Here is a 20,943-nt window from a genome sequence, read left to right on the forward strand (position 1 = left end):
TGTCGCGGGTCCCGTTCGGCTGGCCCAGTAGTCCGGCCCAACTCCGCGTCCATGCAAGGGAATTGCGCATCTGGCGTAGCCGCCGTCAGCTTAACTGTCTTAGTAAGCGGGCTTAATGCTGTACTTAACTCCCGGGCGCGACTCCCGTGCCCGACGCGTCAGTCACACTGCGAGACGGTCCACTCGGTTTCCGGCCGCTGCAGCAGCGTCACGGCGGCATGTCGTCCAGCGTCCTGCAGCAGCGGCTCACGGAGCTCCAGGACGCTCGACTCGCCGAGCGACTTCCCGACGGCGGCTACGCCCTCACCCCCCTCGGGCATGGCGCTCGCCGAGCCCTGCGTCCGCTCACCGAGTGGTCCCAGCAATGGGCGAACGCGCTTGAGGACGCGTCGCCGGTGGGCACCGAGGGACACAACGGCGGCGACCGCGGCATGGAGTAGGGCGCCAGGCCAGGCCGACGGACAGCCGTCGCCGCGCCGGCCCATGGGCATGACGTGACGGTGGAAGCGCTCGCACCGATCGGGTCAGGTGTTGGTGTCGTAGCGCAGCCGGGCCGCCTCCACGGCGTTGATGTGCCGTTCGGCCCAGTCGCGGACGGCGGCCAACGGTTCCTGGAGGGTGCGACCGAGGTCGGTGAGCCGGTACTCCACCTTGGGCGGGACCGTCGGGGTGACGGTCCGGGCCACGAGGCCGTCCCGTTCGAGGCTGCGCAGCGTCTGGGTGAGCATCTTCTCGCTGACGCCGTCGATCGCGTCGCGCAGTTCGCCGTAGCGGCGCGGCCCGTCGTCGAGTGCGACGACAATGAGGACGGTCCACTTGTCGGCGATCCGGTCCAGGGCGGCACGCGAGGGGCACGGTGCGCTGTAGACGTCGGCGGGCTTGCCGTCGGGCAGCCACGCCAGCGGGGCCCGGCCAGGGGTTCCCGGCCGGGGCCGCCGGGTGCGAGGAGCTGGCATGCGCCGAACGTTAGTCGAGGACACGTTCGTCGGCCCAGGCGCGGCGCGGTGCGAGGGGCAGCACTCGGCCGAAGACATGGCCGGCGAAGTGCCCGCCGGCCAACAGCACGTTCGGGTGCTCCAGCTCCTTCAGAAGCTGCTCGCGGGTACGAAGTGCGTCCTTGGAATCCACGTCGAAGACGAAGGACCACTGGCTCTCGGTCACCTGGACCTGGCAGTGCATCACGTCGCCGAGGACGATCAGCCGCCGGGGGTCCGTGCCGTCTGGATCGGTGACGACCAGGCTGGTGTGCCCAGGGGTGTGCCCGGGGGTGGCGAGGACCTTCACCCCCGTGGCGATCTGATCGCCGTCGCCGACGAACTCGATCCGGTCGGCCAGGGGCTTCTGCACGGCCCGCGCGTCCGGTCCCGGGAAGGTGCCCTTGTCCGCCCAGTACCGCCACTCTCGTTCGCTCACCAGGTGGCGTGCGTTGGGGAACATCAGCCCGCCGACCGACCGGCCCTCGGGGAAGTGCGGGGCGGGCGCGATGTCCGTGGTCCAGCCGACGTGGTCGTGGTGCAGGTGTGTGAAGACGACGGTGTCCACGTCCGCGGGCGCGAGGCCTTCCTCCGCCAGGCTCTCCAGCAGACGTCCGCCGGTGAACGACGCGAAGCCGGGAACTTCGAAGTCGACGACGCCCAGCCCGAGGTCGGCCAGGATGACTCGGTCTCCGGTGCGGATCAGAAACGAACCGATGCTGACCGGGAACCGGCCGCGGTTGTCGAGGAAGTCGGTATAGGGCGCCCAGTCCACCGTCCGGCTGGCCGGAAAGACCGCGGCGGCGTCCAACCAGCCCTCCCCGTCAGGGAGGTAGGTCACGGTGGTGGCGCCGATGGAGGTCCGGGAACGTCCTGCTGCTGTCCTGGTCATGCACTCACTATTTGGCGCGTGACTCTCCATCGGGAAGTACGTACTTGCAAGTGCGTACTCGCGGGACACATCGACGGCTGGGTCTCATCCCCCACCGTACGTCTGCGTCCTGGACGGGCTTCTGGTCAGGAGAGTCCCGACGCCCGGAGGACCGCCTGCAGCCCCTCGTCGTCGATACGGTGGCCCAGCCGTTCCAGGACCTCGGCGCCCTGACGCAAGGTGCCGCGTTCCAGGGAGCGGCGGACGCCGGTGTCGAGTTCGTGCCAGAGCAGCGGGTTGGCGGCGAGGACGCGGGGGTCGAGTTCCAGGTGGTGGCCGTGGACGTCCCGCAGGACCAGGTGGGAGGAGACGCCGTCATACTGCCTGACGGAGACCAGCGCGTGCGTATGGACCAGGCGCCGCCGCCAGGGTGTGCGGACCGCGAGCCAGCCGGGGCCCGCGCTCACCCGGTGGGGGAGCAGGACGGTGCACGCCACGGCCGACAGGGTGATCCAGAGCAGGGCGCGCAGGGGGGTCAGGCTGCCCGCGTCCCAGTCGACCAGGAGGCTCAGGGCGCAGAACAGCAGGGCGCAGCTCACCGCGAGCCGGGCGCTGCCGCGCCAGTGGCGGTCGCCGGCCGAGCCTGGCGGTCCGCTCCGTCGCATGACGCCGACGTTAGGCCGCCGTGCGGGATGCGGCGGCCGCTGCTTACGGGCTTCTAACGCCGTAGGGCGGAATTTTGACGGGATCCTGACGCCCGCCGGTGCCGGTCCTCCCCGGTGTGCTGTTGCCTTCGGTCCACTCCAAGCGGCTGCGCTAGGCACTGAGCCGATGGTGTGACACGGGGCTCCCCACCGCGTAGTGGACGTACTCGCGGACCAGGCGGAAACCGGCGTTCCAGGCCAGGAGGCGGCTGCCGTGGTTGTGGAGGGAGCAGTCCCAGCTGGGTGTGTGCCCACGGGAGGTGATGTCCGCGCACAGGGAGGTGACGCAGGACAGGGCGAGGTGATGGTGTCTGTGGCCCAGGACGGTGTAGACGGCCACGTCCTCGTAGCCGGTGCCGCGGAAGTAGGTGCAGGCGACCGCGTGGATGCGGCCGGTGCGGCCCACCGCGGCCCAGGCGTGTCCGGAGGCGGCAAGGCCGCGCGGGCCGCCCCAGCTGGCCGAGAGCCACGAGGCGTCCGGGCCGAGGGCTCGCACTGCGTCGGCGTCCGCGGGTTCCAGGCGCCGGACGGTCACCGCATGCGGGACGGTGGCGGGCTGGGGCGTGGCCTGGAGCGTCCAGATCATGCGCTCCCAGGGGGTGAGCCGGTCGAAGGCGGCACTGAGGGCGGGCAGGAACCGGGCTGGTGCTTCGACCCGGTTGCCGGCCAGCGGTGCGAGGAGTTCCGGTGTCAGTTCTTCCGGGCTGCCGCGCAGCACGACGTGGCCGGCGCAGGAGACGGCGACCGTGCTCGGTTGGACGGGCCGGTCGGCCCACCAGCGGCCGATGCCCGTGGCCAGCACGTGCTCACCGATCGTGGCGGGGCCCGGGGAGTGCGTGGGGAACCAGCGCGCGAGCGCCCGTTTGTCGGGCGGCGAAATCTCGATCATCAGTGCCTCATGGGTGGGGGAGATGGGATCCGGACGGGCGGGCGACCGGAGGATCGCTGTTGCGTGTCGCCCGCCCTGCTGCCGTGCTCGGTCAGCTCTGGCCGGCCTTGTTGCCGTGGTTGGCCTTCTTCTTGCGGCGGGCCTTCTTCTTGCGTGCGCGCTTGGACACGTACAACTCCTCTTGTTTCGCGTGCCGTTCAGGCGGTGCGGCCGACCAGGAGGTCCGCCAGCTTGCTGAGGCGCCTGACGGTGCGGTCCTCGGTCGCGGCCGGGGCCGGGTCTGCCCGCTCGTCCCGGTCGTAGTAGGCACCATTGACGATCTCGACGGCCGGGTCGCACAGCCGGACCACGTGCGCGGCGCCCTCGGTGGGGGAGACGCCCTCGTGGGCGTAGAGCGGCAGCAGCGCGGTGTCGCAGACGCCCGGATGGACGGAGACGGCCGTGACGCGCGGGTCGGCGGCGAACACGGTGAGGGCGAGCTGGGACTGGGCGTAGGCGGCGAGGCGGGAGTAGTGGCGGGCGCGGTTGGGGTCGGCCCAGCTGATGGAGGCCGTGCGGTGCAGGGAGGAGGAGACGTTGACGACCCGGCCGCCCGGGTCGCTGGTGAGCGCCGGTTCCAGCAGGCAGGTCAGCAGGTAGTGGGCGAGGAAGTTGACCTGGAAGGCGATCTCGTTTCCGTCGGCGGTGACCGTGTGCCGCTCCGGCGCGGCCATGCCGGCGTTGTTGACGAGGACGTCCAGGTGCGGGTGGGCGGCGACCACGGCGCGGGCGAGGGTCTCGACCTGCTCCAGGTGGCCGAAGTCGGCGAAGCAGGTGACGAGTTGGCCCGCCTGCACACCGGCCGTGGCGACGAGGCGGTCGGCGGCGGCCTGCGTCTCCGCGGCGGTGCGGCCGTGCAGCAGCACGGTGGCGCCGCGCTCGGCGAGCTGTCGTGCGGTCTCGTAGCCGATGCCGGAGGTGGCGCCGGTGACCAGGACGGTACGCGAGGAGAGGCTTGAGTTGGACATGATCCCATCCGGGGTTGCAGGCACGTCGGCACGGCCCGGTGAGGGGCGGCGGGCGTGCGAGGGAGAAAGGTGAACGAGGGGCGCCGGAGCCGATCACGGCGCCCCTCGGGTCACGGAAAGCGGCGTCGGCGGGACGCGACGTCGGTGGGCATGGCGTCGGCGGGATGCGATGCCGGCAGGACGTGGACGCTTCCGGTCAGCGTGGCGCACGACGCGGGGGCCGAGCGGGACTCGGCGGCCGGTCGAAGAGAAGCCAGGCGCTGTTCACGAAGTCCATGGAAGCCGTCCCGCATCCGCCAGGCAAGCCGAAACCCCCGTCTCTGACGGGGCTCTGACGTGCACATACGGGACCTTGACGAGCAAGCCAGGCGGACGGACGCGACTCACCCAAGGCCGGGCACCCCCGAGACGATCAGGTCGATCAGCTTGATGCCCACGAAGGGCAGGACGAGACCGCCAAGGCCGTAGACCAGCAGGTTGCGGCGCAGCAGGTCATGCGCGGAGGACGGGGTGTAGCGCACCCCGCGCAGAGCCAGCGGGATGAGCGCGATGATGATCAGGGCGTTGAAGATGATCGCGGAGGTGATCGCGGAGGTCGGGCTGTGCAGGCCCATCACGTTCAGCGACTCCAGGCCCGGGTACGAGCCCGCGAACATCGCCGGGATGATCGCGAAGTACTTCGCGACGTCGTTCGTGATGGAGAACGTGGTCAACGCACCGCGCGTGATGAGGAGTTGCTTGCCGATCTCGACGATGTCGATCAGCTTGGTCGGGTTGGAGTCGAGGTCGACCATGTTGCCGGCCTCCTTGGCGGCCGACGTACCGGCGTTCATCGCCACGCCGACGTCCGCCTGGGCCAGCGCCGGCGCGTCATTCGTACCGTCACCGGTCATCGCGACCAGTTTTCCGCCCTCCTGCTCCCGCTTGATCAGGGCGAGTTTGTCCTCGGGAGTCGCCTCGGCCAGGTAGTCGTCCACGCCCGCCTCCTCGGCGATCGCCTTTGCCGTCAACGGGTTGTCGCCCGTGATCATCACCGTGCGGATGCCCATGCGGCGCAGCTCGGCGAAGCGTTCGCGGATGCCGTCCTTGACCACGTCCTTGAGGTGGATCAGGCCGAGGGCGCGCGGTCCGTCCCAGTCGTGCACGGCGACCAGCAGCGGGGTGCCTCCGGACGCGGCCACGGCGTCGGCGTACCTGCGCGCCTCCGGCGGTACGTGGCCGCCGTACATCTGCACCCAGTCGATCACCTGCTGGGCGGCGCCCTTGCGGATGGCGCACACGGCTCCGTTGTCCCAGCGCAGGTCGACCCCGCTCATCCGGGTCTGCGCGCTGAAAGCCACCCAGCGGGCGTTGGCCAGCTCGCCTTCAGCCGGTGCCCGCAGCCCGTAGCGCTCCTTCGCTAGTACGACGACGGAGCGGCCTTCCGGCGTCTCGTCGGCCAGGGACGACAGCTGTGCGGCGTCCGCAAGCTGCCGCTCGTCGATCCCGGGCAGCGCGACGAAGGCGGCGGCCTCCCGGTTGCCGAGGGTGATGGTGCCGGTCTTGTCGAGCAGCAGGGTGTTCACATCGCCGGCCGCCTCGACCGCGCGGCCCGACATGGCCAGGACGTTGCGCTGCACCAGGCGGTCCATGCCGGCGATCCCGATCGCGGACAGCAGGGCGCCGATCGTCGTCGGGATGAGGGTGACGAGGAGCGCGACCAGCACGGTCGTGGACTGGGCGGCGCCCGCGTACTCGCCCATCGGCTGGAGCGCGACCACGACCAGAAGGAAGACGATGGTCAGCGAGGCCAGCAGGATGTTGAGCGCTATCTCGTTCGGGGTCTTCTGCCGGGAGGCGCCCTCGACCAGGGCGATCATCCGGTCGAGGAAGCTGTGCCCGGGGCGGGCGCTGACCCGGACGACGATGCGGTCGGACAGGACCGTCGTGCCGCCCGTGACCCCGCTGCGGTCGCCGCCCGCCTCCCGGATGACCGGGGCCGATTCGCCGGTGACGGCGGATTCGTCGACGGCCGCGACCCCGTCGATGACGTCGCCGTCCGCCGGGATCAGCTCGCCCGCCTCGACGAGCACGACGTCCAGCGGTTTCAGGTCGGTGGCGGCGACGGCCTCCGCGCGGGCGGCGGCGAGGTCCGTGCCGTAACTCCAGTGCTCCAGCCGCAGCGCCACCGTGTCGGTACGGGCCCTGCGCAGCGACTCGGCCTGCGCCTTGCCACGACCCTCCGCGACGGCCTCGGCGAGGTTGGCGAAGACGACCGTCAGCCACAGCCACAGACTGATGATCCAGGTGAACACGGCGGGGTGCAGTAACGCCGACAGCGTGGTCAGCACCGCGCCGACGGACACGACGAACAGCACCGGGTTCTTCACCAGGACGCGCGGATGCAGTTTGCGCAGCGCTTCGGGGAAGGAGCGGACAAGCTGGGCGGGTTCGAACAACCCGCTCGGAGCGCGCCGCCTCGCTCTTCCCCCCGCTCCGGTTCGGGGTGCGCATTCGGGGCGGGACGGCGGGGCCTGCTGGGGGGCAGCGGGAAGCATGGACACCTTCGTGCCTTGACGGTGGACAGGGACTGTGGCCGCGGTCCGTGCGGGGCCGGGGCCCCGGCACCGCACGGTGGCGCACGAACGCCGGCGATGAGGCGACGACAGAGCGCCGTGCGCGGATGCGCGCCCCCTCGGACACGCACCGGACCGCCTTCGCGTCACCGCGGAGTGGGGACTCCGCTCGTCGTGCGGGGTCACTGACGTCCGTGGCCCCGGTGGCGGCCGACAGCGAATCTAGTCCCGCTCGCCGCTTCGGCCGGCGTGACGAGGGCCGAATTTGCGGTACCCATACGGCGCCACGAAGGCCGACGTCAAAGGGCCGTCAAACGAAGCCGACTTGCCATCAGGGAGCCGTCAAGGCGAGCCGGCGTGGCCGATTCCGGTCGCAGACTGATCGACATCGGGGGACGGGCGACCGTCCGTGGCGGTGACGTTGGAGGGACCGTGACTCTCACGGCCGGATCAGCGCAGGGTCCTCGGACCGAGCAAGGGGCACCGCCACGAAGAGTCGTCGCCCAGCCCGGGGGCAGCCCCGGACCGCGAAGACGAGGGTATTCGCGGACGGCCGGACCGGGTCCGGGGCTGCGCCCGGGGCACCGGTCCGTGGCCGCGCGGGCCGCCCTGCGCCGCCGTTTCCGGGCCACCGTGCCCGCGCGGCTGCGCCTCCTGCGCGCGGCCACGCTCCTGCTCGCCACCGCCGTGGCGGTGCTGCTGCCGGCCGCCGGACTCGCCGCGAACGGCACCTGGGACAGCGTCGCCGGACGGGACGCGCCGCGCACCACCAGCGCCGCCGACCTCAACCTGGCTCTGAACGACATGGACGCGCAGGCCGCGAACATCCTGTTGTCCAACGGCGACGCCGGGAAGGGGCGCCTGCGGACCCCGTATGACAAGGCGACCGGCTTCTACGGCGGAGCCCGTCGCGAGATCGGCCACGACCTGCGGACCCTCGCCGTCGCGGCCCAGGGCGACCGGGCCGACGAGAAGACCGTCGAGAACCTGACCGACGACTTCGCCGAGTACCAGGAGCTGATCGGACGCGCCCTGGAAAACGACGGACACGCCGGCGGCAAGCCGTCGGCCCTGGCCGACTACCGCAAGGCGACCGACCTACTGCGGGGCAAGCTGCTGCCCGAGTCCCGCACCCTGGTGGCCTCCAACGACCGTGCCTTCGACGCGGAGTACACCGCCGCGCGTTCGGCCCTCTCCGCCCAGCTGGCGGCCACCACCGCGCTGAGCCTGCTCCTCCTGGCCGTCCTCGCTCATCTCCAGTGGTACCTGGCCCGGCGCTTCCAACGGATCCTGAACCCGCCTCTCCTCGCAGGCACACTGTGCACACTGCTCGCGGTGATCCTCGGCGCGCAGATGCTGACCTCGTCGTCCGGCGATCTGCGCGAGGCCCGCCGAAACGCGTTCGACTCCGTCGTCGCTCTCTCCCGCGCGCGGGCCATCGCCTACGACGCCAACGCCGACGAGAGCCGCTACCTGCTCGACCCCGATCGCCGCGAGCAGTACGCGCGCTCGTTCCTCGCCAAGTCCCAGCAGCTTTACGGCATACGAGGTGCGACCCTCGGCACGTACGACGGCGGCCTGGCCACCAGCTGGCGGGCGTACGAGACCGATCACCAGGACCTGCGCTTCACCGGCGAGTTCCGGCGCGAGCTGGACAACATCACCTTCCCCGGCGAGCGGGCCGCGGCGGAAAGGACCGTGGAGACGTACGCCGTCTACCAGCGCGATGACCGCAGGATCCGCGCCTTGCTGACGGCGGGGAAGGAACGCGAGGCGGTGGAGTTCTGCATGGACTGGAAGCCGGGCACCTCCAACGCCCACTTCGGCGCGTGGATGGCCGCCCTGGACAAGGCGACGGACATCAACCGGGTCCACTTCGCCTCGTCGGTGCGGGACGGCCGCTCGGCGGTGAGCGACCTGCTGCCCTGGGCCGTCGGCCTGCTCCTCGCCGCGATGGCGCTCACCGCGCTGGGGTTGCGAGCGCGGCTGGCGGAGTTCCGCTGAGCGGTCGTCCGGCGGTCGGCTGGACCAAGGAGGTCAGGACGGCCACGACCGCCGGCCCTGCGATGCCCCGATGTCGCACGCGATCGCGAGCAGGGCGAGCACCGGCACCGGACAGATCCACTCGAAGGCGGGGTCAGCGGAGCTTGAGGAGGCCGGCTTCGGCGATGGCGCGGCCGAAGGGACTCGCGAGTTCGGCGAGACGTTCGCAGCCTGCGTCACCCAGGACCGCGTACGCGGGCAGAGCCAGGCGGTCGGTGCGGTCCTCGATGTGCCGGCGCAGGTCGGCGCCTTCCGGGCTGAGGGAGTCGCCGTCGAGGAGACCTCGCCCGCGCAGGCGCTCCTGGGCCGCGGCCCACTCCTCCTCGGGCCATGCCCGGCTCGCCTTGAGGAAGTCGACGGGTACCTCACCGGTGGCGGCGTGCAGAATCAGGGCTTCCAAGCCCCCGACGCCCTCGCTCAGCAGGCACGCGACATGGCCGTCGCCACGAAACTCCCGGAGCAGCGTCTGGGCGTGCCACAGTTGCAGCACCCGCTCCTTCGGCCAGGGCAGCGCGGCATGCGCGGCGAACAACGGGCGGCCCTGCGTGTGTTCGCAGGCCGCTTCGGCGGCCCGGCGGGTCAGCGCCAGGACCTCGTCCAGGTCGGGCAGCTCGTGGATTCCCGCCCGCCGCAGGGCTTCGCCCGCCGCGGCGTACCGAGCGTCGAGCACCTGCTGCGGCGTCGTCGCGTCCCAGACCCCGTCGACCGCCTGCCGTACGAAATCGGGGTTGAAGTTGTAGAAGGTCGAGATGACCAGTTCGGCGGGGGCCCGGCCGAACGCGGCGCTCCGGGAGGCGAAGTACCCGGCACGTCCGCTCAGTCCAAGGTCCGCGTACCGTTGCCTCGCCTCGGGCACGAAGTAGATCATGCCGTGCAGGGGCTCGAGCCGGCGCCAGGCCGTATGCGCTGTCTTCATGGGTCACCTCTTCGGAGAGTCGACGAGCGGGGTGTGCGTGGCGGTCCCGTGCTCGCCGTGCGTGCGCAGATGTTCGAGCAGCAGGCGGTTCAGTGTCTCGGGCGCCTCCTCGGGGACCCAGTGGCTGACGCCCTGGAGGGTCTCGAACCGGTACGGCCCGTTGACCCACCGCCCGGTCTCGTGCGCCGCCGCCGCGCCGAACGCGCTGTCCTGCGTGCTCCAGATGTACAGCGTGGGTACGGCGATGGTGCCGATCGAGCCGTCGGGGCGGCCTGCCCGGTACCAGTTCAGCGCAGCGGTGAGAGCGCCTGGCCGGGACAGGTGTCTTACATAGGCTTCGGCACGGTCCTGCGGGATCTTTCCGGCGTAGAGGGCGCGAAGCTCTTGGGCATCGTGGGCCAGCATGCGCTCTTCGGTTGCGGGCGTTTCGCGCCAGTCGATCATGTAGAGCGAGCGCTTGCGCTGGTCCTCGTCGGTGCGCAGGGCGGTGGCCAGAGCCCCGGGGTGAGGTGTGGAGACAACCGTCAGGGTGCGTACGCGGCCGGGATGGGCGTCAGCGGTCCACCAGGCGACCGCACCTCCCCAGTCGTGGCCGACCAGGTCGAACGCCGCCCAGCCCAGTTCCTCCGTGATCGCGACCACGTCGTCGACGAGAAGGCCGATGCGGTAGTCCTCGGGCCGCTGGGGGCGGGCACCGGGGGAGTATCCACGCTGGTCGGGTGCCACCACCCGGTAGCCCTGCGCGGCCAACGCCGCGATCTGCCGTTGCCACACCAGCCTGGTCTGCGGGAAGCCGTGCAGCAGCAGCACCCGGCGGCCCTCGGGCGGGCCCGCCACGATCGCGTCGAACACGCCCGCGACGGTGGAGATGCTCACCTCGGTCACCCTCCGCCTCCTCATACCGACTGGTCGGTAGCCTTCAGGTGTGAGGGCGGGCTGTCAAGAGCGCGAAGGCGTGGCATGGATCTAGTTGAACATGACGTCGGATTCAACTATATCTGGTCCGGAGGCCGGTTCCCGGGACGCTGCGGTCATGACTCACGTCATCGGCCGCCGGAGGGGACGGTCGACTCGCCGTCGTCGCACCGCAGTTGGCGCTCGGCGCCGCCCGGCATCGATCCCGGCGCCTGGAGCCTGTTCCCGCCCCGAGGCTCCCCGGCGAAGCGGACCCACAGGAAAGAGTGAGGCGACATGAGGGAAGCAGTCATCGTTTCGACGGCACGGACGCCGATCGGAAAGGCCTACCGCGGCGCGTTCAACGACACCCAGGCGCAGGAACTTGCCGCCCACGCCCTTTCCCACGCGGTGCAGCGCGCCGGGCTCGAAGGGGACGAGGTCGAGGATGTGATCTTGGGCTGCGCCGTGCAGCAGGGGTCTACCGGTTTCAATGTCGCGCGTCAGGCCGCTCTCCGTGCCGGACTTCCGGACACCGTGCCGGGGATGACGCTCGACCGGCAGTGCTCGTCGGGCCTGATGGCCATTGCGACGGCCGCCAAGCAGATTGTCGCGGACGGGATGCGGGTCGCCGTCGGCGGCGGGGTCGAGTCGATCTCCCTGGTGCAGAACGACCACATGAACACCCACCGCATGGCGGATCCCTGGCTGGTCGAGCACAAGCCGGCCATCTACATGCCGATGCTGCAGACGGCGGAGATCGTCGCCGAACGCTACGGCGTGAGCAGGGAACGCCAGGACGAGTTCGCGCTGGTGTCGCAGCGACGCACCGCGGCGGCGCAGGAGGCCGGCCGGTTCGACCGGGAGATCGTCGCGGTCGACAGCGTCAAGAAGGTGCTCGACAAGCAGTCCGGGGAGGTGCGGGACGAGGAGGTCACCCTGACCCGGGACGAGGGCAACCGCGCGTCGACGACGCTCGAAGGCCTGGCCGGGTTGGCGCCGGTGCTGCCCGACGGTCAGGTGAGCGCGCGCTCCAGCGTGACGGCGGGCAACTCCTCGCAGCTGTCGGACGGGGCTTCGGTGTCGGTGCTGATGGAGTCGGGGGAGGCCGAGCGCCGCGGACTGCAACCCCTGGGCGTCTACCGGGGTATGGCAGTCGCGGGGTGCGGGCCGGACGAGATGGGTATCGGTCCGGTGTTCGCCATCCCGAAACTGCTGAAGCAGCACAACCTCGCCGTCGATGACATCGGCCTGTGGGAACTCAACGAGGCGTTCGCTTCCCAGGCGCTGTACTGCCGCGACGAACTGCACATCGACCCCGAGCGGTTCAACGTCGACGGCGGCGCGATCTCGGTCGGTCATCCGTACGGCATGACCGGAGCCCGTCTGGTGGGGCATGCCCTCATCGAGGGCAGGCGCCGAGGGGTCCGGTACGTGGTGATCTCGATGTGCGTCGGCGGCGGAATGGGCGCGGCCGGACTGTTCGAGGTCGCCTGAACTCCGCGTCCCCGCCGACGCAAGCCACCTACGAGAGAGGTACACCTGCCGTGTCGAACGTGCCGGAAAAGCCCCGAACCGCGGTCCTGGTGGACTTCGGCGGGGTCATCACGTCCTCTGTGCTGCGGGCCTTCACCGACTTCGGCGCCTCGCTGGGCGGGGACCCGCGTCTGCCGCTGGACCTTCTCGGCAGGGACCAGCCATCACGCACCCTCCTGGCCGACCACGAGTGCGGCCGTATCAGCACAGAAGCCTTCGAGCGAGGATTCGCCGAACGTCTCCGCGTCCACGGCGCGGACGTACCGGCCGAGGGTCTCACGGCCCGGATGCAGGCGGGATTGTCGATCGACCAGGACATGCTCGCGCTGCTCGGTGATCTTCGGGCTGCCGGCCGCCCGGTTGCGCTGGTATCCAACTCGTTCGGTACCGGAACCTATGACGGCGTTGACCTTGCCGCTGTTGCCGATACGGTCGTCATCTCCGCCGACGTCGGGATCCGCAAGCCCTCCCGGCGGATTTACGCGATGGCCTGTGAACGCCTCGGTGTCGATCCCGGAGAGGCAGTCATGATCGACGATCTGCAGCAGAACCTCGACGGAGCGGCCCGGATCGGAATCGGGGCGTATTGCACACCAGTGCCGCCGACACCCGCCGACAACTTGCCGAACGCTTCGGGATCACCGCCTGAACCTGCCTTTCAGAAATCCGACCACGGTGCCCGATTCAAGTACAGTTCCCGGGATGAACAGCACGTCGCCCGAGGAGACCGACGGCGAGAAGGCACCGCCCATGGCGCCCCTCTCGCACCTGCGCGAGCCGCCCACGACGAAACGCGGAGCGCGGACACGGGCCGCTCTGGTGAAGGCCGCGCGCACGGTGTTCGAAAGGGACGGCTATCTCGACACCCGCCTGACCGACATCACCAAAGAGGCCCAGTGCGCGGCGGGATCCTTTTACACCTACTTCGCCAACAAGGAAGAGATCCTGGCCGCCGTCCTCCTGGAGGCGCAGGAGGACATGATGCACCCCGGTATGGGCCGGGTGCAGGGCACTGACGATCCCCGTGCGGTGCTCGAGGCGAGCAATCGCGCGTATCTCGAGGCATACAGACGGAATGCCAAACTGATGGCACTGCTCGAGCAGGTCGCTCAAGTGGAGCCCGAATTCCGTGAGTTCCGGAGCCGGCGCGCCGACGCCTTCATCCGTCGCAACGCCCGCGGCATCGCCGACCTGCAGGCGCGGGGTGTCGCCGACCGGGAGGTCGATCCGATGATGGCCTCCCGTGCGCTGTCGGGCATGGTCAGTGTCATGGCCTACAACGCCTTCGTGCTCGCCGAACGGCAGGAGCAGGGCCCGGCGGTGGACTTCGAGGAGCTCGTGTCCACGGTCACCCGGCTCTGGGCGAACGCCCTGCGGCTCCCCGGCCACCGCTGACTCCGGGCAGCGGCTGGCCGACCACAGTGACCAGGCGGGTGTCGGCGTCGATGACCACCTGGTGAGGGGTGGAGCAGCGGGTGTAAGTGCCGGCAGACCACCGGCATCACCGGCAGGACCACGGTCGGAGAGCAGGAAGGTGACCGCCTCGGCCACTTCCCGGGCGGTGCCCTGGCGCCCACGAGACCCGGCTCGCACCGGGTTTCGACAGGGGACCCGTGGCCTTCGCCAAGGTGTGCGCAGCACCCCACCGGCCTGACCGTCATTCGGCTGCGGCGAGCAGCCGCGCCTCGCTCTCCTCGTACAGCCGCCGGTTCTCGTGGCTGTCGGCGGGGCGGCGCCGATGGTCCAGACGGCTGCCCAGCCACCCCGCCAGGTAGCCGAACGGGATGGAGACCAGCCCGGTGGACTGCATGGGGAACAGGTCGAAGTGGGCGTTCGGGAAGACGGCGGACGGTGTGCCCGAGACGGCCTTGGAGAAGACCATGAGCAGCAGCGCGCAGGCCGCGCCACCGTAGAGGGTGGCCAGCAGGCCGGTGCGCGTGAAGCCTCGCCAGAACAGGGAGTAGGTGAGCGCGGGCGCGACCGCTGATGCCCCCATGCAGATGGCCAGAGTGGTCAGTACGCCGACGTTCCAGTTCTGCACCAGGGTGGAGAGCCCGATGGCGACGACTCCCACGGCCACGCTCGTCCACGCCGCCACCGTCATCTCCGTACGCGGCTCGGCGCGTCCCCGCCGCGCCGCATGGGCGAACAGGTCGTGGGCAAGCGACGAGGCCGCGGCCAGGGTCATCCCCGCGACCGACGAGAGCAGGGTGATGAACACCATGCCCGCCACGGCCGAGTAGAGAATCGTGGACCCTGCCGAGGCGGGGGCTCCGCCGAGCGCCTGCGAGAGCATGAGCACCGACGTTCTGCCCTGCGGGTCGGCCGCGGTGATGTACCGCGAGCCCACCAGCGCCGCCGACCCCGTACCCATGATGATCACGAGCAGACAGAACGTGGTGACCGTGCTCACCGCCCACGACATGGAGCGACGCACGGCCGGGACGTCCTGCGCGGAGTACAGACGCATCGTGATGTGCGGCAGGCAGGCCACGCCGAGAACCACGGTGATCTGGAGACCGACGAAGTCCAGCCGGTCGACGGCCGAGGTGCCCAGCTGAAGGCCCTGCCGCAGATAGGCGGGGCCCGCGCCGCTGCCGTGCTGGGCCGCCCTGAGGACGTCGCCGGGGTTCCAGTCGAAGCGCCTGAGCACGAGAGCGGCGACGACGACGCTGGTGGCGAGCAGGAGCACGATCTTGATCATCTGGATGAGTGCGGTGCCTCTCATGCCGCCGAGCGCCGCATAAATGATCATCAGGCTGCCGACGATGACGATGCACGCCGTCCTGGCGCCCGCCAGGTGCGGGATGTTCAGGATGAAGGTGAGCAGCGACCCCGCCCCGGAGAGCTGGACGACCAGGAAGGGCAGGGTCGCCGAAAGTGTCACCACACAGGCGGCGACACGCACGGCCCGTCCGGGCATGTTGCGGGCCAGGACGTCGCCCATGGTGAACCGGCCGGCGTTGCGCAGGGGTTCGGCCAGCAGGAACATCATCAGCACCAGGGACAGGGCGGTGCTGACCGCCAGGACGTACCCGTCGTATCCGGCGAGCGCGATGATGCCGGTGGTACTCAGCACGGTGGCCGCGGAGATGTAGTCGCCCGCGATCGCCAGGCCGTTCTTCAGCGGGGTGAGCGAGCGGTAGCCGGTGTAGAAGTTCGTCAGGTCGTCGCGGTCGGGTCCCGCCATCACACACATCAGCAGCGTGACGGTGACCAGTGCGGTGAACAGGACCAGGACGGTGGTCTGTGTCCCGGCGCCGAAGTCGTTCATCTCGCCGCTCCCCCGTGCCCGCCGGCGGGGACCGCCTGCTCCCTGACGGCCCGGGCCAACGGATCCACCGAGCGCTGTGCACTGCGTCCGTACCAGAAGACCGCCGCGAAGGTGACGACGAGCTGGAGCACCCCCAGGGCCATTCCCAGGCTCAGCTCTCCGGCGATCCTGGCCCCCATCAGGGCGGGTGCGTAACAGGACAGCACGACGTACACCACGAACGAGCCGAGCGCGGTGAGCGTGGCGATCCGGCGGAGCAGGCGGTAGGCCGAGCGCAGGGCGGCGAGATCGGCACCGCGCCGATGAGTCTCGTACGCGTACGGCTCGTTCCAAGAGGCTTGCCCGTACGACGCGTACGGCTCGTTCCATGGGGCTTGCCGGTACGGCGCGTACTGCGGGGTGTGGTGTGCGTACGAGCCTGGCTCGCCGTGGGGCGGTGGCCATCCCGTATCTGATGGCGGGTACCTGTTCTCGTCGGCGAACGTCATCGCGTGGCCTTCCGCTACGGCTCGGATCGGTGGAGGGGACTGTGGGAGGATGGCGTGGCGGCGCACGATACCGACTGGTTGGAATGCCGGTAAGTCCACTGCGGGTCACGTTTCGGGGTCGGTACGGCCGTCGGGCGGCCCGCCCTCGGCCGACCCGGGCAGCCGGCGTGTGGCGAACCTCACACGGGCCTGCATACCTACTGGTCGGTACGCTGCGGTGAAGCCGTGAACGACAGGAGGCGTGATGTCCGCGACCAACCGCCAGATCCGTCTGGCAGCCCGCCCCGTGGGCGAGGTCAAACCCGATGACTGGCAGCATGGTTCAGTGCCCGTCGACGAGCCGGGCCCGGGCCGGTTCGCGGGCCGGACGCTCGTCATCTCCCTCGACCCGGCGATGCGGGGCTGGCTGGACGACCGTCCCTCCTACCTGCCGCCGGTGGGCATCGGCGAGGTGATGCGCGCCGGATCGGTCATCGAGGTCACCGCGTCCAACCACCCCGACTTCCGACCCGGGGATCACGTGGTCGGCGTGTTCGGCGTCCAGGAGTACGTGGTCTCCGACGGCCGGGGCGCCATGAAGATCGACACCTCCCTCGCCCCGCCCTCGACGTATCTCGGCGCGCTGGGCATGCCCGGCATGACCGCCTACTTCGGCCTGCTGGACGTCGGGGCGCTGAAGGACGGCGAGACCGTCGTGGTGTCGGGGGCGGCCGGGGCGGTCGGCAGCATCGCCGGTCAGATCGCGAAGGCCAAGGGCTGCCGGGTCGTGGGCATTGCCGGAGGGCCGCAGAAGTGCGCGCTGCTCACCGACGAACTGGGCTTCGACGCGGCGATCGACTACCGCGCCGAAGACGTCAGGAAGGCGCTGCGCCGGCAGGCCCCGGACGGCATCGACGTCTACTTCGACAACGTCGGAGGGGACATACTCGACGCGGCCCTGACCCGGCTGGCGATGCACGCGCGCGTCGTGGTCTGCGGCGCGATCAGTCAGTACAACAACACCACGCCGGTCAAGGGCCCCTCCAACTACCTCTCGCTGCTGGTGCGCCGTGCCCGCATGGAGGGCTTCGTCGTCTTCGACTATGCCGAGCGCTACGCGCAGGCCGCACAGGACATCTCCGCCTGGATCGGCGCAGGCCGCATCAAGGTCAAGGAACACGTGGTGCGGGGGAGCGTGGACGACTTCCCCGAGACGTTGCGGATGCTCTTCCGCGGGGAGAACGTCGGCAAGCTCGTCCTGGAGCTGGCATGACGGCCCTCGAGAGCGACGCCGTCGCCCGGCCACGGACGGGCGGCGGCGCACTCGAGGGCAAGGTGGCCATCGTCACCGGCGGTGCCGGCGGTCTGGGCCGGGCCATGGCTCTGACGCTGGCGAAGGCGGGGGCACGCGTGGTCGTCGCGGACCTCGACGCGCGGGGTGGCCGTGAGGTGGCCGACCTGGTCGGCGGACACTTCCGCAGCTGTGACGTCTCCGTCCCCGACGCCAACCGGGAGCTGGTGGACTTCGCCCAGGAACACTACGGCGGGGTTGACATCGCGCTGCTCAACGCCGGGATGGCGACCGGATGCGGACTCGGCGGGGACTTCGACCTGGCGCGCTACCGCCGCGCGATGGGAGCCAACCTCGACGGCGTGGTCTTCGGCACCCATGCGGTGCTGCCGGCACTGCGGGCCCGCGGGGGAGGGGCGATTGTGGCGACCGCGTCCCTGGCGGGCCTCGCGGCCGTACCGCTGGATCCCCTTTACGCGGCCAACAAGCATGCGGTCGTGGGGCTTGCCCGCTCCCTGGGGCCGGCTCTCGCACCGGAGAACGTGCGCTTCAACGCCGTGTGTCCCGGGTTCGCCGAGTCGCGGATCATCGATCCGCTGCGCGACATGCTCGTCGAGCAGAGACTGCCGATCATCCCGGCCCAGACCGTCGCGGACACGGTGCTGCGGATCGTCACCGGCGACGGCACCGGGGAGTGCTGGTTCATCCAGGCCGGCCGTGATCCTGAGCCGTTCCGTTTCCGTACCGTCCCCGGTCCGGGCAAGCCCGCCAACGCCTGAGAACGCGAGGGCCCCAGCGGTCAAGCGCCCGGGCGGGGCTCGCGGCAAGCAGGGAGGCGAGTGCGGGCTTGCTATGCAATGAGTTGCATAGCAGGATCGGGGTCATGGCGCTCGAACACGCGATCCTGGTGTCGCTCTTGGAGAAGCCGGGGTCCGGCTATGAGCTCGCCCGGCGATTCGATCGGTCCATCGGCTACTTCTGGACCGCGACCCACCAACAGATCTACCGCGTGCTCAAGCGCATGGAGGACGACGGCTGGGTCGACGCCCGGGACGTCCCCCAGTACGGCCGGCCGGACAAGAAGGAGTACTCCGTCGCCGATCTCGGCCGGGCCGCGCTGTCGTCCTGGTTGCACGATCCGATCGAGCCGGAGAGTGTCCGCCACGACCTGGCCGTGAAGATCCGGGGCGCCGCCTTCGACGACCCGGCCGGCCTGATCCGCGAGGTGGAGCGGCACCGGCAGGCGCACCGGGACCGGCTGGCGCACTATCTGGCAGGAGAGGCGCGGGACTTCACGGCGCCCGAGGCGGACGTGGCCGGTCCGCAGGCACCGCCCGACGCGGAACGGGAGCTCCAGCACGTCGTACTGCGCGGCGGCATCGCGTACGAGCGGATGATGATCGACTGGCTGGACGACGTCCTTGCCACGCTGGCCCGGTTCGGTCCGGGCAGCTGAGCGCCGCCGCACCCTCCGCAGGTCCTCCCGATCGTGCCGGCGCAGCCGTCGGACCTCCCGACTCCCACCCGTCCACCAGCCGAAAGGCGTTTTCACCGTGGCTGACCAGCTGCTGTTCAACCCGCGCACCTACGACCCCGCACACTTCGACCCCGAAACGCGCCGCTTGCTGCGTGCCACCGTCGACTGGTTCGAGGAGCGCGGGAAGAGGCGGCTGATCGAGGACTACCGGACCCGCGCGTGGCTCGGCGACTTCCTCGCGTTCGCGGCGAAGGAGAACCTCTTCGCCACCTTCCTGACACCGTCGTCCGCCGCGGGGGAGGCGGAGCCGGACAAGCGCTGGGACACCGCCCGGATAGCCGCGCTCAACGAGATCCTGGGCTTCTACGGCCTCGACTACTGGTACGCCTGGCAGGTCACGATCCTCGGCCTCGGCCCGGTCTGGCAGAGCGACAACGCCGCCGCCCGCACCCGGGCCGCGGAACTCCTCACCCAGGGCGAGGTGTTCGCGTTCGGCCTGTCCGAGAAGGCCCACGGCGCCGACATCTACTCCACCGACATGCTGCTCGAACCGGACGGCAACGGCGGCTTCCGCGCCACCGGCTCCAAGTACTACATCGGCAACGGCAACGCCGCCGCGCTCGTCTCCGTCTTCGGCCGCCGCACCGACGTCGAGGGCCCCGACGGCTATGTGTTCTTCGCCGCCGACAGTCGTCACCCGGCCTATCACCTGGTCAAGAACGTCGTCGACTCATCGAAGTTCGTCAGCGAGTTCCGCCTGGAGGACTATCCCGTAGCGGCCGAGGACGTCCTGCACACCGGCCGCGCCGCCTTCGATGCCGCCCTCAACACCGTCAACGTCGGCAAGTTCAACCTGTGCACCGCCTCGATCGGCATCTGCGAGCACGCGATGTACGAGGCCGTCACCCACGCCCACAACCGCATACTCTACGGCCGTCCCGTCACCAGCTTCCCGCACGTGCGGCGTGAGTTGGCCGACGCGTACGTCAGGCTCGTCGGTATGAAGTACTTCAGCGACCGCGCTGTCGACTACTTCCGCTCCGCCGGCCCGGACGACCGCCGCTACCTGCTCTTCAACCCGATGACGAAGATGAAGGTGACCACCGAGGGTGAGAAGGTCATCGACCTGATGTGGGACGTCATCGCGGCCAAGGGCTTCGAGAAGGACAACTACTTCGGCCAGGCGGCCGTGGAGATCCGCGGTCTGCCGAAGCTGGAGGGTACGGTCCACGTCAACCTGGCGCTGATTTTGAAGTTCATGCGCGGCCACCTCCTCGACCCGGTCGAGTACCCCGGCGTGCCGACCCGTCTCGACGCGGCCGACGACGACTTCCTCTTCCGGCAGGGGCCGGCCCGCGGTCTCGGCTCGGTGCGCTTCCACGACTGGCGGCCCGCCTTCGACGCGTACGCGCACCTGGCCAACGTGTCCCGCTTCCGCGAACAGGCCGACGCACTGTGTGAGTTCGTCGCCACGGCCGCCCCCGACGCGGAGCAGAGCCGCGACCTCGACCTGCTCCTCTCGGTCGGTCAGCTCTTCGCCCTCGTCGTGCACGGGCAGCTCGTCCTGGAGCAGGCCGCCCTGACCGGACTCGACGAGGACGTGCTGGACGAGCTCTTCGCCGTCCTCGTGCGGGACTTCTCCGCGCACGCCGTCGAACTGCACGGCAAGGACTCGGCGACCGAGCAGCAGCAGGACTGGGCCCTGGGCGCGGTCCGGCGGCCGGTCGTCGACGAGGCACGCACGGAGCGGGTCTGGCAGCGGGTCGAGGCGCTGTCCGGCGCGTACGAGATGGCTCCGTAGCCGCGCCGTACACCTCACCGGTGGCCGGGCCGTGGGCCGGCCACCGGTCGGTCATGGTCCGGCTCCGTGTCCGTTCCCGCCGGCCATGTGAGGCACGGCAGATCTCCAGGCACGGGCGACTGCTGCTCCACCTCGCATCCGGTACGGGGAAGTCGGCGGGCGTGTCCGCCCTCGGACACAACGATTGACGATACGGTAACGAGGGCCTCGACCTTACGGTCGCGGTCCTCGTTGCGTGTTCGTA

At 70.3% G+C, this 20,943-nt stretch carries 19 protein-coding genes and 2 pseudogenes; 9 read left to right on the forward strand and 12 right to left on the reverse strand.

Going from position 1 to position 20,943, the window contains the following annotated elements:
• Positions 1-146: 146 nt before the first annotated feature.
• The gene (locus BFF78_RS37950) at positions 147-440 is read left to right on the forward strand and encodes a winged helix-turn-helix transcriptional regulator (RefSeq protein ID WP_069782582.1); all 294 of its coding nucleotides are present in this window, start codon (positions 147-149) and stop codon (positions 438-440) included.
• Between the two features lie 84 nt (positions 441-524).
• On the opposite strand, the gene BFF78_RS37955 is transcribed toward BFF78_RS37950, so the two are convergent.
• The 7 genes from BFF78_RS37955 to kdpB form a co-directional block, all read right to left on the reverse strand.
• Positions 525-956 (reverse strand): winged helix-turn-helix transcriptional regulator, encoded by a 432-nt coding sequence (locus BFF78_RS37955; protein WP_079161657.1) that lies wholly within the window; start codon positions 954-956, stop codon positions 525-527.
• A gap of 10 nt (positions 957-966) precedes the next feature.
• Positions 967-1,866 (reverse strand): MBL fold metallo-hydrolase, encoded by a 900-nt coding sequence (locus BFF78_RS37960; protein WP_069782583.1) that lies wholly within the window; start codon positions 1,864-1,866, stop codon positions 967-969.
• 125 nt (positions 1,867-1,991) lie between these two features.
• A complete protein-coding gene (locus tag BFF78_RS37965; protein ID WP_069782584.1) occupies positions 1,992-2,510 on the reverse strand; it encodes a hypothetical protein in 519 nt (172 codons plus the stop codon).
• 151 nt (positions 2,511-2,661) lie between these two features.
• Positions 2,662-3,438 carry a GNAT family N-acetyltransferase gene (locus BFF78_RS37970; RefSeq protein ID WP_069782585.1) on the reverse strand — a complete coding sequence of 259 codons (777 nt, stop codon included), beginning with the start codon at positions 3,436-3,438 and terminating at the stop codon, positions 2,662-2,664.
• 91 nt (positions 3,439-3,529) lie between these two features.
• Positions 3,530-3,607, reverse strand: a complete 78-nt coding sequence (locus BFF78_RS50540; protein ID WP_472573269.1) for a 50S ribosomal protein bL37 — start codon at positions 3,605-3,607, stop codon at positions 3,530-3,532.
• A gap of 28 nt (positions 3,608-3,635) precedes the next feature.
• Positions 3,636-4,445 (reverse strand): SDR family NAD(P)-dependent oxidoreductase, encoded by an 810-nt coding sequence (locus BFF78_RS37975; RefSeq protein WP_069782586.1) that lies wholly within the window; start codon positions 4,443-4,445, stop codon positions 3,636-3,638.
• Between the two features lie 383 nt (positions 4,446-4,828).
• Positions 4,829-6,982, reverse strand: coding sequence for a potassium-transporting ATPase subunit KdpB (gene kdpB, locus BFF78_RS37980; RefSeq protein WP_069782587.1), 2,154 nt, complete (start codon positions 6,980-6,982; stop codon positions 4,829-4,831).
• Between the two features lie 609 nt (positions 6,983-7,591).
• Here kdpB and BFF78_RS37985 point away from each other — a divergent pair.
• The gene (locus BFF78_RS37985; RefSeq protein ID WP_069782588.1) at positions 7,592-9,004 is read left to right on the forward strand and encodes a hypothetical protein; all 1,413 of its coding nucleotides are present in this window, start codon (positions 7,592-7,594) and stop codon (positions 9,002-9,004) included.
• A 133-nt stretch (positions 9,005-9,137) separates the two neighbouring features.
• Here the strand turns inward: BFF78_RS37985 and BFF78_RS37990 are convergent, their stop codons facing one another.
• Together BFF78_RS37990 and BFF78_RS37995 are read right to left on the reverse strand one after the other, a co-directional pair.
• Positions 9,138-9,959: an SCO6745 family protein gene (locus BFF78_RS37990; RefSeq protein ID WP_069782589.1), complete on the reverse strand. Its 822-nt coding sequence runs from the start codon at positions 9,957-9,959 to the stop codon at positions 9,138-9,140.
• 3 nt (positions 9,960-9,962) lie between these two features.
• Complete coding sequence (locus tag BFF78_RS37995) at positions 9,963-10,844, reverse strand: alpha/beta fold hydrolase (RefSeq protein ID WP_165289390.1); 882 nt, start codon at positions 10,842-10,844, stop codon at positions 9,963-9,965.
• 306 nt (positions 10,845-11,150) lie between these two features.
• Here BFF78_RS37995 and BFF78_RS38000 point away from each other — a divergent pair, with 306 nt between their 5' ends.
• The 3 genes and pseudogenes from BFF78_RS38000 to BFF78_RS38005 all read left to right on the forward strand — a co-directional run bounded on the left by BFF78_RS38000 (position 11,151) and on the right by BFF78_RS38005 (position 13,784).
• A complete protein-coding gene (locus BFF78_RS38000; RefSeq protein ID WP_069782591.1) occupies positions 11,151-12,350 on the forward strand; it encodes an acetyl-CoA C-acyltransferase in 1,200 nt (399 codons plus the stop codon).
• Between the two features lie 119 nt (positions 12,351-12,469).
• A pseudogene (locus tag BFF78_RS49840) lies at positions 12,470-12,916 on the forward strand (HAD family hydrolase); the annotation flags it as partial.
• 175 nt (positions 12,917-13,091) lie between these two features.
• Positions 13,092-13,784, forward strand: a complete 693-nt coding sequence (locus BFF78_RS38005; protein ID WP_069782592.1) for a TetR/AcrR family transcriptional regulator — start codon at positions 13,092-13,094, stop codon at positions 13,782-13,784.
• On the opposite strand, the pseudogene BFF78_RS45750 reads toward BFF78_RS38005, so the two are convergent.
• The 3 genes and pseudogenes from BFF78_RS45750 to BFF78_RS38015 form a co-directional block, all read right to left on the reverse strand.
• Positions 13,753-13,863, reverse strand: a pseudogene (locus BFF78_RS45750) (IS5/IS1182 family transposase); the annotation flags it as partial. The gene BFF78_RS38005 and the pseudogene BFF78_RS45750 overlap by 32 nt on opposite strands.
• Positions 13,864-14,046: 183 nt before the next feature.
• Positions 14,047-15,663 (reverse strand): sodium/solute symporter, encoded by a 1,617-nt coding sequence (locus BFF78_RS38010; RefSeq protein ID WP_069782593.1) that lies wholly within the window; start codon positions 15,661-15,663, stop codon positions 14,047-14,049.
• Positions 15,660-16,151, reverse strand: coding sequence for a DUF485 domain-containing protein (locus tag BFF78_RS38015; RefSeq protein ID WP_069782594.1), 492 nt, complete (start codon positions 16,149-16,151; stop codon positions 15,660-15,662). Before BFF78_RS38015 ends, BFF78_RS38010 begins: the two co-directional genes overlap by 4 nt.
• A 244-nt stretch (positions 16,152-16,395) precedes the next feature.
• Here BFF78_RS38015 and BFF78_RS38020 point away from each other — a divergent pair, with 244 nt between their 5' ends.
• The 4 genes from BFF78_RS38020 to BFF78_RS38035 all read left to right on the forward strand — a co-directional run bounded on the left by BFF78_RS38020 (position 16,396) and on the right by BFF78_RS38035 (position 20,699).
• Complete coding sequence (locus BFF78_RS38020) at positions 16,396-17,403, forward strand: NADP-dependent oxidoreductase (protein ID WP_193433614.1); 1,008 nt, start codon at positions 16,396-16,398, stop codon at positions 17,401-17,403.
• Positions 17,400-18,200, forward strand: coding sequence for an SDR family NAD(P)-dependent oxidoreductase (locus BFF78_RS38025; RefSeq protein WP_069782595.1), 801 nt, complete (start codon positions 17,400-17,402; stop codon positions 18,198-18,200). The genes BFF78_RS38020 and BFF78_RS38025 overlap by 4 nt, the downstream gene beginning before the upstream one ends.
• A gap of 104 nt (positions 18,201-18,304) precedes the next feature.
• On the forward strand, positions 18,305-18,877 hold the full coding sequence (locus BFF78_RS38030) for a PadR family transcriptional regulator (protein WP_069782596.1): 573 nt from the start codon (positions 18,305-18,307) through the stop codon (positions 18,875-18,877).
• 97 nt (positions 18,878-18,974) lie between these two features.
• The gene (locus BFF78_RS38035; RefSeq protein ID WP_069782597.1) at positions 18,975-20,699 is read left to right on the forward strand and encodes an acyl-CoA dehydrogenase family protein; all 1,725 of its coding nucleotides are present in this window, start codon (positions 18,975-18,977) and stop codon (positions 20,697-20,699) included.
• Positions 20,700-20,943: the final 244 nt, after the last annotated feature.

It is taken from the genome of Streptomyces fodineus (assembly GCF_001735805.1).
Taxonomy (GTDB): Bacteria; Actinomycetota; Actinomycetes; order Streptomycetales; family Streptomycetaceae; genus Streptomyces; species Streptomyces fodineus.